This is a genomic window from Acinetobacter portensis (genome assembly GCF_010646905.1).
Classification (GTDB): Bacteria; Pseudomonadota; Gammaproteobacteria; order Pseudomonadales; family Moraxellaceae; genus Acinetobacter; species Acinetobacter portensis.
In genome coordinates, this window is record NZ_JAAARQ010000002.1 from 109405 (window position 1) to 123910 (window position 14506).

At 36.0% G+C, this 14506-nt stretch carries 6 protein-coding genes and 1 tRNA gene; all 7 read right to left on the bottom strand.

Annotation, left to right across the window (positions count from 1 at the left end):
• Positions 1-29: 29 nt before the first annotated feature.
• The 7 genes from GTK57_RS00505 to GTK57_RS00535 all read right to left on the bottom strand — a co-directional run bounded on the left by GTK57_RS00505 (position 30) and on the right by GTK57_RS00535 (position 14424).
• Positions 30-569: a KdsC family phosphatase gene (locus GTK57_RS00505; protein ID WP_152873228.1), complete on the bottom strand. Its 540-nt coding sequence runs from the start codon at positions 567-569 to the stop codon at positions 30-32.
• Between the two features lie 3 nt (positions 570-572).
• Positions 573-1550, bottom strand: coding sequence for a KpsF/GutQ family sugar-phosphate isomerase (locus GTK57_RS00510; RefSeq protein ID WP_152873226.1), 978 nt, complete (start codon positions 1548-1550; stop codon positions 573-575).
• A gap of 268 nt (positions 1551-1818) precedes the next feature.
• Positions 1819-1894, bottom strand: a tRNA-Gly gene (locus GTK57_RS00515).
• A gap of 62 nt (positions 1895-1956) precedes the next feature.
• Positions 1957-3378: a cysteine--tRNA ligase gene (gene cysS / locus GTK57_RS00520; RefSeq protein WP_152873224.1), complete on the bottom strand. Its 1422-nt coding sequence runs from the start codon at positions 3376-3378 to the stop codon at positions 1957-1959.
• A gap of 151 nt (positions 3379-3529) precedes the next feature.
• Entirely contained in the window at positions 3530-8953 is a 5424-nt protein-coding gene (locus tag GTK57_RS00525; protein ID WP_163120818.1) for a BapA/Bap/LapF family prefix-like domain-containing protein, read from the bottom strand.
• Between the two features lie 377 nt (positions 8954-9330).
• Positions 9331-10440: a beta-ketoacyl-ACP synthase III gene (locus GTK57_RS00530; RefSeq protein WP_163120819.1), complete on the bottom strand. Its 1110-nt coding sequence runs from the start codon at positions 10438-10440 to the stop codon at positions 9331-9333.
• 30 nt (positions 10441-10470) lie between these two features.
• Complete coding sequence (locus GTK57_RS00535) at positions 10471-14424, bottom strand: DUF3418 domain-containing protein (protein WP_194240568.1); 3954 nt, start codon at positions 14422-14424, stop codon at positions 10471-10473.
• Positions 14425-14506 lie beyond the last annotated feature (82 nt).

Genomic DNA, 14506 nt, shown 5'->3' on the forward strand with positions numbered 1-14506 from the left:
TCAACTCAAGCTTTTGAATGTATATAACATTATTGTGGCGCAGATGCATATTTTTCGAGTAACTGTGTGTATACGCCTTTCGACATTAAAATCATATCGCAAATTTCACGTACAGCACCACGCCCACCCATCGCTTGTGTCACTAAATCTGCACGACGACGCACTTCAACATGACCATTTGGAACAGTAACCTTCATACCTGCAATTGCAAATGCAGATAAATCGGGCCAATCATCCCCCATATATAAGCAATCTTCAGGTTTAAGATTAAATTGTGCACATGCCTCTTTTAATGCAACGCCTTTATCTTCACGACCTTGAAATACTAAATCTACACCTAATGCAGACATACGTTGTTCTACGATATTACTTTTACGACCAGTAATAATAATGACTTTAACACCTGCTTGTTGTACAAGCTTCATGCCTAATCCATCACGAATATCGAAAGATTTAATTTCATCGCCTGAGTTTGTAAGCGTAACAAAACCATCACTCAAAATACCATCAACATCTAGAACCAAAGCCTCAACATGACGTGCTTGTTCTAACAAAACATATGATGCCATTATCTATTTTACCCCAGCTTGAATTAAGTCATGCATACCAATTACGCCAATCACTTTATTTTCAGTATCAACCACAACAAATTGATTTACTTTCTTTTCATTCATTTTCTCTAATGCAATCACGGCACGAGAGTTTTGCCCAATAGTCTGAGGATGCTTCGTCATGACTTCAGATATAGATAAATGAATATCAAAGCCTTGCTGCTTATCGATCAAACGACGTAAATCACCATCCGTAAAAATACCAAGCAAAACGTCATTTTCATCAACGATGGTGGTTAGACCTAATCGCTTACTTGAAATCTCATAAAGCACTTGATTCATTGGTGTGTCTGGAGATACTTTTGGTAGCTCATCACCCGTATGCATAAGATGTTTTACATCGAGTAATAAGCGTTTGCCTAAAGCACCTGCAGGATGTGAACGTGCAAAATCATCAGCAGTAAAACCACGAGCTTCCAACAATGCAACAGCCAAAGCATCACCTAAAGCAAGTGTTGCCGTTGTGCTTGAAGTTGGTGCTAAACCCAATGGGCATGCTTCTTGGATATTACCTAGTGTCAGTGCAACATCTGCATTTTTTGGCATTGGCCCTTTATTGTCACTACTAATAGTAATCAATGGCACACCTAGATGCTTAACCAAAGGCACTAACATCATAATTTCATCACTTTTTCCTGAATTGGAAATTGCAATTAAAACATCGCCACGAACAATCATGCCCAAATCGCCATGCCCTGCTTCACCGGGATGCATAAAAAATGAAGGTGTTCCTGTTGAAGCAAAAGTTGCTGCCATTTTGCGACCAATGTGACCTGATTTTCCCATACCCGTCACAACTAAACGACCTTTGCATTGCAAAATAATTTCACAAGCTTGCGTAAAACGATCATCAATTTGTGTCGTAAGAACTTGTAATGCATGTTTTTCTATTTTTAATGTTTCTAAAGCAACGCTTTGAAAATCAATTTGATTTGGCATGTTTTCTGAATTCAACTTTAAGACCTTGCCCTATAAGAGCCATTCATATGCATTTCTGCTTAATTTTCGCAATTTTATCATATCTATTCAATCACAATGGTTCAAAATGTGTAAGAAATCTCTTTTTTAAACCACTGTTAGGCATTCGGAATACATCCATTAGCATTGAGTAAATAAAGTATTTGACTGTAATTATTTTTAGACAGCAGCGAAATATATTTAGGCATAAAAAAAGCGCCTATCTTTCGATAGGCGCTTTTTCGTATTCTGGAGCGGGAAAGGAGACTCGAACTCCCGACCCCAACCTTGGCAAGGTTATGCTCTACCAACTGAGCTATTCCCGCAATGAGGTGAATTATAGAGAGTTTTATGATGATGTCAACTCTCTACAATTTCATTTGATCAATTAATCAGCACGACGCCAAATTGTCCCTTGACGCGTATCTTCTAAAACTACACCTTGATCGAGTAAAGATTGGCGAATTTCATCTGCACGCGCAAATTCTTTCGCTTTCTTTGCGTCGACACGCTGTTGAATCAAATCTTCAATTTGTTCAGCAGATAAACCCAAGGCTTCTTGACCAATATCTGACTTTAAAAAATCATCTACATTGTGCTGAACTAAACCTAAAATATTGGTTAAATGACGTAAAGTTGCATAGTAAACAGCTGCTTGCTCTGAATTCTCATCTTTAACTGCACGGTTCAATTCTTTGTTAATTTCAAATAAAACTGCAATCGCTTCTGAGGTATTAAAGTCATCGCGCATTGCAGCATTAAAACGTTCAACCAGTGCTTCATCATACGCTGCAACAACGTCCGTACCATAAGTTTGCTGGTATGCTTTGAAAGAATGATAGAAACGTGACAGTGTATTTTTCGCTTCTTTTAACGCAGTATCTGAAAAATTTACAGGGCTACGATAGTGCGATGATACGATGAAATAACGAATAACTTCAGGATGGAATTTATCCATTACATCACGAATAGTAAAGAAGTTGCCTAAAGACTTAGACATTTTTTCACCATCAACATTAATGAAACCAACATGCATCCAGTAGTTTACATATTGTTCATCTGTTGCAGCTTCTGATTGTGCAATTTCGTTTTCGTGATGTGGGAATGTTAAGTCTGAACCCCCACCATGAATATCGAAATGATTTCCTAGGCAGCATGTCGACATTGCTGAACATTCAATATGCCAACCTGGACGACCATTACCCCATGGTGAAGCCCATGATGGTTCATTTTCTTTGGCATGTTTCCAAAGTACGAAGTCAAATGGATGTTTTTTCTCTACTTCAACATCTACACGATCAGATGCACCTGCTTGCATATCTTCGAGTTTACGACCTGAAAGACGACCATATTTTGCAAATTTTTCAACTTCAAAATACACATCACCATTTGCCGATGGATATGCTGTGCCTTTATTAACAAGCGTACCAATCATATTTTGCATTTGATCGATATAGTCTGTTGCACGTGGTGCTTCATCTGGATGTAAGCATCCTAAATTTTCAGCATCGTCATTCATTGCTTGAATAAAACGATCTGTTAAAGCGGTAATACTTTCGCCATTTTCATTGGCACGTTTAATAATCTTGTCGTCGATATCTGTAATATTTCGAACATATTTTACATTCCAACCCTGACTGCGTAAGAAACGAATAATGTAGTCAAATGCAACCATTACGCGAGCATGACCAATATGACAGTAGTCGTAAACTGTCATACCGCACACATACATGTCGATATGTCCTTCTTTACGTGGAACAAATTCAACTTTTTTACGTTGCTCTGAATTGTATAGAACAAATGGTTGCATAGGTTTTCATAAGTGCTTTTATTAATGATGGCTCATCTTAACCTAAGCACTATTTTTCATAAAGTTTTAACATTAACTTTTATGGCTTTCTGCATAAAAAAATCCCCAACCGAAGTTAGGGATTTTTTATTTTCAGTTTTCTACAATTAGATTAGAAAATGATTTGGTTGTTATCAAGTAAGAGTTTCATTAAATCCTCACCTGTTTTAATCGCATCAAGTTGCTTAGATGGACTGTTCTGAATATTTTGAAGCGTTAATAATTCAGTTTTTTCATATTTTAAACTACTACCATCTCGGTCTACAGAAATTACAGCAGTTTTTGATACTTCATCGTATTTAATCGAAATAAAATCATTCAATTTTGATTTATCAAAACCCACTAGAATCTCATTAAGATTTATTGAATCAGCCTCATCTTTAGCTGCATTTCCGACAGCAAAATCTGTCCAAATATCATGACCATTTCCTGCTGTATGGCTAGATTCATTTAAAACTTTGTAGATTAAAGAATCATGACCACCATTACCTGAAATCCAGTTATTAAATTCATTACCCAATAAAATATCATTAAAATCTTCTTTACCTGATAATTCTATATTCGTACCGCCTTTTTCTAACTGTGTTAAAGAGCTAGAACCAATATTAATTGAGAGTTTAGATTTAACTGAATCACCACCTATACCAACTAACTTATACTCAAAAACATCTTTCTGATTAATATCATCTACACCCTTAACTCTATCTGCAACGTACTCATAATAGCCCGTGCTCCAAATTTTTAGCGTACCGTATTCACCTAAAATCGTCTTATAACCATCAACCGAATTAATGCGAATAAAATTACCACTACCATCTAGAACTTCAAAGAAGGTGGTTTTAGCATCAAAACTATCATTAGCTAAGACTGAGCCTTTGATTGGATTTAAAGAAATGCCCTTATCTACTTCATACTCATGAACATAAACTGTTTGTACTTTAATATCTTGCAACTTCAATGAAACGATGTTTTTAGACATAAAGCGATACGATCCAACATCAAGACCATTAATATAAATTGGATTCTCATTATCAAAAACCTTATTCATACCTTCAGAGAAATTTGTATATACCTCATACTTACCTGTCGAATGATTTAGCTTTTCTAAAACCCATTCACTTTCTCTAAGCTTAAATAAACTTGTATGATCAATTTTTGCTGTGAATACACCCTGTACTCCAACACCATTTATCTCAAAATTTAAGTATTCATTAGTTTTTAATGTTTGACCGTAATCTAGTCGTTTAGAACCTGAGCCTTCAGCATCAAATACAACATTTGTAATATTCGAACCTATTTCAGTAAAAGTTACACCTGCTGTAGCCGCAACACCACTCGTCTTACCTAAACTTAATGTATATTGACCAAGAGATAAACCACTTAAATCAAGAACACCACCCAGCCCCCAATTTAAATATCCAAAATCAGATTCAGATTCAGATTTACTAATTGGATTATAGTAAATAGTTTTGCTCTCTAAACCATCCGCTTCAATACGGTACAATTTATAAACCATATTACTCATTGTACTAATTGAGGTGTTGGTTAATTTAAAAACACTAGTACCATTATGATTACCAACATTAAATGAAATTTTCAGCGCATCTAACACTTCTCCATTAGCGAAAGATTTAACTTCCTTTACATTACTCACATATTTATTAAGCAGTATATTACTATCTAGCTTATTAGTAAGGTAAACTTCAGCCGAATTAATATCTTCAGTTAATATTTTAGACCCATCTTTACTCACAGTTTTTTGATTCACAACATCATTATTAGATGAAATTTGTGGGCTTTGAATTTGAACATTTAATTGGTAACTTAATACCTGATTACCATCACCAACAATGATTTTAAATTCATCAACTTTACCTATACTCTGAACCGTAAGCTTGGTTGGCTCATATGTATAATTACCTTGAGCATCAATTTTTAACTCACCATATACCCCTTTGATATTAATAGAGCCAAGCTTACTATTTAACTCAATCCACTCATTATTAATGTAGATTTTAGTCACTGTATAAGATTTCAAATTATTAAATTCATCTAATTCTCCAAATTTAATATCCTGAATTTCATCAATAACATTTCCCTTGTATAAAATAATATTTTTACTATCAACCTCTACATCACTAGCCCAATTCGAGCTATAAATTTCATTCATTTCTATAGTTAAGAATTGAGCAACACTTAGACCATTTGTTGGCATAGCCAATAGTTTATATTCACCTGCCCCTAAGCCCAAAATAGGGACTGTCATACTATTCCCAATAAAGACTGCACCACCTAAAACACCAGATGCCAATGTACTCTGAATCCAATCCGTACTACCATCAGCATTATAAATCTTCTGCATCAACACAAGCTTAACACCCGAACCACCTAATAAGGTATTCACAGAAATAGTAGCGTTAAAATCCCATGTTCTATTCTCACCAATAGTAAATTGAACACCAGCCGTAGATTTAGCAATATCAGCACCTAGAACATTGCCAAGCCCTAATCCAACAAGACCACCACCCACATCTGTCCACCATTTATCAGTAGTCGAAGTAACTATTTTTTCAACGGGAACAATTAGGTTTAAACCTGCATAGACAGTATTTTCAATATCATTCGCAAAGTTAATTTCATCAGAAATAGTTGAAGTAATATGATTTAAAGTAACCGCATGTTTTAATAAGTCTTCAATATACTTCAAAGCTTCAGATACACTTAGTGTTGAAACATCCTTAAGTTCAAATGATTTGGCTAAAGTTATTGCTTCTATTAACTCATATTCCGAATCTGAACTCATATCCTCTCTATGTTTAGCTAAAACATCTTTGGCTTTTTGAAGTGAATCATCAAACTTTGTTTGAGCAAATATATCAAGATCAACAATTGCATCAGAGGTCTTTAGAACAATATTATTCTTTGCAGTCTCCAATTGATTTTTTGTTGCAACCTGACCCAACAGATACTCTGTTTCATTAATAATATCTTTCAATACTTTTAAATCATTAACAGGTAGCTTATCTTGAGCTACATTAAATACAAGCTTGGCTTTAGATAATGCTTCTTTCAAAGCATTTTCCATCACTGTTTCTGCGATTTCAGCTTCAATTGATGTCTTAATTATCTGTTTTAAATTTTCTTTTGCCTTTAGTAATTGCTCAATAGTTACATTATCTATTTCTAAAATAGCTTCAACTTTAGCTTTTTCCACAATTAAAGCTTCTCTTTCCAAACCATCAAGTTTCGGATCAGTTGAATTTAGTGCTGATAATGCCTGTGCTAAAACGTCTGCTATTTCGGCTTTTAAAGCGTCAATATCCACATTAACTTTAGGAACTAATGAGCTCAAATCTTTAGCTGTATCTAATAAAGCTTTAACATCCGTTGATGTTGTCAATCCATTTGCTTTTGCTAGTGCATCTGTCAATGTCTTGATTTCAGCATCACTTAGTTTGCCTGACTTAATTCCATCTGTTAACGCCTGTGTCGCAGCTTCAATTGCTTTTTGCAACTCTGCTTTAGCTGCTGACAATTGCTCGTGGGCTACTGCATCTTCCAATGCCTTTTCTAATGCATTGTAAGTTTCTTTGGTTGAACTTCTATTTTTTAATGCCGCCTCAGCAGAATCAATAAGTGTTTGAATCTCTTGCTTTTGAGCCAATGTTAACGCCGGTTCTTTAGACTCTAAGGCTAGTTTTGCAATAGCGATGTCTGCTTCCAAAGCTTCTTCTGCTGTTTCTTTAGAAACTGCATCTGTAAGCACTTTGCTAAGATCAGCGATCGCTTTTTCAACTTCTTCGCTTGTTGATCTTGTCGAATTTGCAATCAATTCAGCTTTAGCTTTCGATACTTCAACCGCTACTTCTTCTTTACCATCAAGTTTCGGATTAGTTGAATTTAATGCCGCTTCTGCTTCTGCAATCAATCCAAATAACTCTGCCTTTAGCGAATCTATATTTTTGGATGCTTGTGCTTTTTCTGCATCTGTTACGACTTTGTTTAGCTCCGTAACTGCATCTGTAAGTTCTTTATCTGTCGATGTTTTGTCATCTAAGATATTTTGTGCTTTGTCGATTGCATCTTCAACTTGAGCTTTTTCTGCACCTGTTAAATCTTCTGCTGCATCTTTTGCTTTTTCAATAGCATCTTCTAATGCTTGTTCTAACTCTACACGCGCATCCGATTTCGCATCTTGTGCTTTTTCTGCATCTGTTACGACTTTGTTTAGCTCCGTAACTGCATCTGTAAGTTCTTTATCTGTCGATGTTTTGTCATCTAAGATATTTTGTGCTTTGTCGATTGCATCTTCAACTTGAGCTTTTTCTGCACCTGTTAAATCTTCTGCTGCATCTTTTGCTTTTTCAATAGCATCTTCTAATGCTTGTTCTAACTCTACACGCGCATCCGATTTCGCATCTTGTGCTTTTTCTGCATCTGTTACGACTTTGTTTAGCTCCGTAACTGCATCTGTAAGTTCTTTATCTGTCGATGTTTTGTCATCTAAGATATTTTGTGCTTTGTCGATTGCATCTTCAACTTGAGCTTTTTCTGCACCTGTTAAATCTTCTGCTGCATCTTTTGCTTTTTCAATAGCATCTTCTAATGCTTGTTCTAACTCTACACGCGCATCCGATTTCGCATCTTGTGCTTTTTCTGCATCTGTTACGACTTTGTTTAGCTCCGTAACTGCATCTGTAAGTTCTTTATCTGTCGATGTTTTGTCATCTAAGATATTTTGTGCTTTGTCGATTGCATCTTCAACTTGAGCTTTTTCTGCACCTGTTAAATCTTCTGCTGCATCTTTTGCTTTTTCAATAGCATCTTCTAATGCTTGTTCTAACTCTACACGTGCATCTGATTTCGCATCTTGTGCTTTTTCTGCATCTGTTACGACTTTGTTTAGCTCCGTAACTGCATCTGTAAGTTCTTTATCTGTCGATGTTTTGTCATCTAAGATATTTTGTGCTTTGTCGATTGCATCTTCAACTTGAGCTTTTTCTGCACCTGTTAAATCTTCTGCTGCATCTTTTGCTTTTTCAATAGCACTTTCTAGAAGCTCTCTAGAACTATCTAAACTACTTAATGATCCAGCACTTGAGTTATTATTAGAGCTACCACCACTATTTGAAACAGCCACAGCAATACCAGCTAAACCAGCAGCAATACCCCCACCAATAACAGCCATATTGCTGAAAATCGATGCATCTTTATATAAATAATCTGTGAAATTTTCTATTGGCGAATAATTTACTTCAGTGAATAAACCTTCTGCATTTAATCCATCTAGATTTAATTCAAAATACTGACCTTCAGCATTTTTAACGACCATTTGATTTGCATTAGAGCCTGAATAATAATCTTTAACAGTGACTTGCTCACCAGATTCCAAGTTAATGGTTAAATCATCACCTGTCTTTGCAATGCTTTTAATTTGTTCTTGTTCAACATTTAACTCCACAACAACTGGATTTGTTGTAGCACCATTTTCAACAACTTTCCCTGTTGTTTTATCAAAAATTTTATATATAGACATATCCCCACCCAAAACCAAGTAATTTACTAAACTTTATTTATCAAATATTTTTTAATAATTCAACAACAAAAAATAGCTTGAAATTAACACTTAATAGTTAAGAATTACTTAAATATCCACTATATTATTGTTTTTTATATTTTTTTTAAAAAATAATTTAATACAAAATAAACCACAAATTTTCAATTATCAATGACTTAACAAAAACAACAATACTTACAAATAAATCACAAAAAAAACAATAATAGATTTTAAAATCACCATATTAATTAAATAAAAGATATATTATTCACGAAAATATTATCACTTTAGAGAATTACTTATAAAAAAAAGAGGATTTAAAAATCCTCTTTTTTCCAAACTAAAATATATAGCTATTATTTTTTCTGTACAAGAATCGAACCAACTGAATAACCAGCACCAAATGAACATAGAACACCATATTCACCATTGTTCACTTCATTCGCAGTACGATGCAATGCAATAATTACACCAGCAGATGAAGTATTTGCAAATTCGTCCAAAATAATTGGCACAAGTGCAGGGTCTGCTTCAGCTGCTTGCTTACCAACAACAAGTTTAAGAATTAATTCATTCATACTTGCATTGGCTTGATGTAGCCAAAAACGCTTCACATCTGTTGGATCAATTTCATTTTTCACTAATTGCTTAGTAATCATTTTTGCAACAAGCGGACAAACTTCTTTGAAAACTTTACGACCATCTTGACGGAAACGCTTATCGTCAGTATCTGTTGTTTCACTTGGGTTTAAGAAACCAAAGTTATTACGAATATTGTTTGAGAATTGCGTGAATAAATTAATATCTAGAACTTCAAAACCAGATTTAGTTTCTGTTTCTTCAATAATCGATGCTGTCGCAACATCACCAAAAATAAAGTGACAATCACGTGAACGGAAATCTGTATGACCCGATGTAATTTCTACATTTACAAGTAATACACGACGCGCACCCGCTTTAATTGCATCATAAGCCTGCTTAATACCAAATGTTGCAGCAGAACATGCAACATTCATATCATAAGCATAACCTTGAATACCAAGTGCAGTTTGAATTTCAATAGCTACAGCAGGATAAGCACGTTGTAAGTTAGAACAAGATAAAACAACCACATCGATGTCTTCAGCAGTAACGCCCGCATTTTCCATCGCTTGTTTTGCTGCTGTTACGCCCCACTCAGCTTGAAGCGATAATTCATCATCTGAACGTTCGCGTAATGTTGGACGTAGACGATTGATATCTAGAATCCCTGTTTTTTCTGAAACATAACGACGTTTTACGCCAGATGCTTTTTCAATAAATTCTGCGCTTGAACCACGTAGCGCTTCTAACTCGCCTGCTGCAATTTTTTCAGCGTTATCTTGGTTATAACGTTCCACATAAGCATTTAAACTATCAACCAATTCTTCGTTGGTGATAATGTCTTCTGGGTGATATAGGCCAGTACCTGTAATGCGGATGCCCATGTAAAACTCCTTCTCGAAATTACTTATATATTAACTTATTCCAAGCTTATCCCATACTTTTTGTATGCGTGCTGGTGAAATTGGCATTTTTGTCTTCATTGGTTGCGCAAATAATGAAATTCTAAGCTCTTCAACCATAAAATAGACTTCTTTAAGACGTGCATCATTTTTATATTTAAAGAGTTTTTCCATCCAAGGATCAACATTAACAATGGCTGCATTATCTCGTGTTAAATTATTCGGTAAGCGATCAAGTCGCTGTACCAATGCTTTTAAATAGCGTGGAAATTCTTGCCAAACATCAGGTGATTTCTCATACACAAAGTTTGATAACATCATCAAATCGAGCTGATCTTCAACATCATCAATATTCTTTCCGAAGATTGAATCATCCAAAACCAATAATTTACGACGAATATCCTGCCATTGAATATAAATATCACTCATCAAACTTAAAGCCGTTTGCCCATGCGTTAAGAAATTTTTCTTCACATCTAAAACGAGCTTTTGAAATTCTTCAGCATTTACAGGGAGCGTATTCACCGACATTTGTAACGTTGCATACACTAACATTTGCTCTAACTTGGCTTTATCACCCAATGGCGAATATGCCAAAGCAAGTGGTTTAGATATTTGTTTTTTCAATTGTCGGGTTAAATCCCCCAACTGCATATGCACCAAATGAATAATACCGTCACGATGTTTTTTAATGGCTTCTGCCTGATCATTAAAAGTTTGAATGACCACACCAGATTCATCTTTTTGCTCTAAATTTACAAAGGCTTTGTTTGGGACCAATGCTTGATATTGCTTAACAATTACGCCTGTTACTTTTTGCGATGCTTCAAATACAAAACTTTCAGGAAAGCTTTTAAATTCACCTTTTAATTGTTTTACAGGGCTATGTGTTTCTGTACGACAACGTGCTTTTAATTCTGCTAAATCACGTCCATGTTCAATCACACGCCCTTTTTCATCGACCACTTTAATAAATGGCAACAAATATTCATCTACACGTTCAAAGGAAAAATCTTTTTCAGAGATTTGATCGCCACGTAATTGATAAGCCAAAAAACTAAAAATATGCTGATTCAAATGCATTGCATCTACACGTGACATTAGTTTGCGTGCTGTATCGGGAATTGGCACCAAATGACGTCGCTTATCTTTAGGCAATGCTTTTAATAAGGCTTCTATTAAATCTTGACGCCAACCTGGAATTCCCCAAGACCAAATATTTTCATCTACCTGAGGAAGTGCTTGCACAGGAATTTTAACCGTCGCACCATCTTGATCATGACTTGGGTCAAAACGATAACTAGCAGCTAAACGTAATTCACCATTACGTAAAAAATCAGGAAATTGTTGCGTTGTTGGACGATCATTCATCCAAAGCGCATAATCTTCTACAAATAAATAGCGTGGATTTTTCGGCTCAACTGTCGCACGCCAGTCTTCAAACGAACGACGGCTTGCCACTTCAGGCGGTACTTTAGATGCATAAAATTGATAAATGGTTTCTTCATCGACCACCAAATCTCGACGACGCAACTTATCTTCAACACGCTCCACTTCTTCTAATTTGAGTAAATTGTGTTTTAAAAATGGTGGTGTAATGCCCAAATTACCTGTGGTTAAACCATCTCGAAGGAAGATTTCATGCGCAGCAGGTTGATCGACTTTTTCATAATTGATTGGGCGTTTAGGCTCAATAATTAAGCCGAATAATGAAATTTGATCGTAAGCATTTACTACACCTGCTTTTTTAGACCAATGCGGTTCGAAATAGTGATGTTTCAACAAATCGCCCGCGGCAAGTAAAATCCATTCGGGTTCAATTTTTGCAAGTGTTCGGATATAAACTTGAGAGGTTTCCACCATCTCAAATGCCATCACCCAAGGCGTATTGGTCTTATGCAAACTCGATGCAGGGAAAATTCGGGTCTTTTGTTGGCGTACTGCCATAAAGACATTTCGCTCATCGGTTTTATTGGCGATAAACGATAATAATCCTGTTAAAAGTGCACGATGTAAATTTTCATAATTGGCTTTCTTTTCATTGAAAGACAGTTTTAAACCTTTGGCTAAATCGACCAACTGTTCGTGAGTTTTTTTCCATTCACGTAAACGAAGCCAACTTAAGAAATGATTTCGTGCAAATGTACGACGTTTATTTTCGCTCATTTCACGATTGGAAATTAATGTTTCCCAAAGCTTAATGTAGAACAAAAAATCTGAATCTTCTTCACGGAATAAAGCATGCTTTTGATCGGCTTGCATTTGCTTATCTGCAGGACGTTCCCGCGGATCTTGCACAGCCAAAGCAGCAACAATAATTAAAACCTCATTGAGCACACCAAAATGTGCCCCGCCCAAAATCATACGCGAAAGACGTGGGTCAATAGGCATTTTCGCCATTTGCTGACCAATTTTGGTAAGGGAATCTGCCTTACTTTGAGCAAGTTTCCCTTTTTCAATAAGTGAGGCGTTCTTCGCCGCAAGAGAGGGATTAGTTTCAGCAGAATCTCCCCCTTGCGCAGTAGCGCTGCTCACTCTTTGTAAAAGAGAAGGATTTTTCTTCTCCACCATCGCCCCAAGCTCAATTAAAAGCTTACGACCATCATTTACTAAACGATGATCAGGTGGTTCAATAAAATCAAAATCATCGAATGTGCCTAAACCCAAACTTTGCATTTGTAAAATAACAGATGCTAAATTGGTTCGTTTAATTTCAGGTTCAGTAAATTCAGGACGACCCTGAAAATCATCTTCAGAATAAAGACGAATACACACCCCTGGTGCAATACGACCACAACGCCCTTTACGCTGATTTGCAGATGCTTGCGACACAGCTTCAATAGGCAAACGCTGTACACGAGAACGGTAGTTATAACGTGAAATACGCGCAAAACCACTATCAATGACATAGCGAATATTGGGCACAGTTAATGCAGTTTCCGCAACGTTGGTGGCAATAATAATACGTCGACCACCACCCGTTGGATTGAAGATTTTTTGTTGTTCACCTAAAGCCAAACGTGCATATAAAGGTAAAATTTCTGTATGCCGTGGTCCAAACTTCTGTAAAGTTTCTTGAAGCTCACGAATTTCTTGTTCTGTACTCGCAAAAATTAAAGTATCTGCGTATTCAGGATGTCCTTTATCTTGAGCATCTTTAAAACATTCTTCTACTGCGGCAACAACTGCACGTGGCAAGTTTTCTTCAAAATCATCAAATTCATCATCATCACTTCCTACAATGCTCATTTCTGAAATTGGACGATAACGAACTTCTACAGGAAAACTACGACCTTCCACTTCAAAAATTGGCGCACCATTAAAGTAATTTGAGAAGCGATTTACATCTAATGTTGCTGAAGTAATGATGACTTTTAGATCTTTACGACGCGGTAAAAGCTGTTTTAAATAACCCATAATAAAATCGATATTCAGCGAACGTTCATGCGCTTCATCGATAATAATCGTATCGTATTTCGTTAAAAATCGATCATGAGATAATTCTGCAAGCAAAATACCATCTGTCATTAAACGGACAATAGAGTCCTGCGAACCTTGCTCATTAAAACGAACTTTAAAGGAAATCGATTCCCCTAATTTTTCGCCTACTTCTTCTGCAATACGCTGAGATACGCTACGTGCGGCTAAACGTCGTGGTTGAGTATGACCAATTAAACCTGTTAAACCGCGCCCCGCAAGCATGGCAATTTGTGGTAATTGAGTGGTTTTACCCGAACCTGTTTCACCTGCAACAATAATCACCTGATGCCTTTGAATGGCTTCAATAAGTTTGTCGGCAGATTGAGTTACTGGTAAATCTTGATTGAGTTTAATATTTGGAATACGTGCAATTCGTTCACGTACTTTTGCATTTGATTTTTCTAGTAATTCTTGATGTTGTTTTTCATTGGCGTCTTTACCTTTACGCAATCGATTTAAACGGTGAAGATCTTTCGCCATCACCATATTTTCAACATTTAAATCTTTCGCAACCAAGTGAACGCCCTACAGCTAAATTAAAAGAGAATATTCTACCTGTTTTCAAATA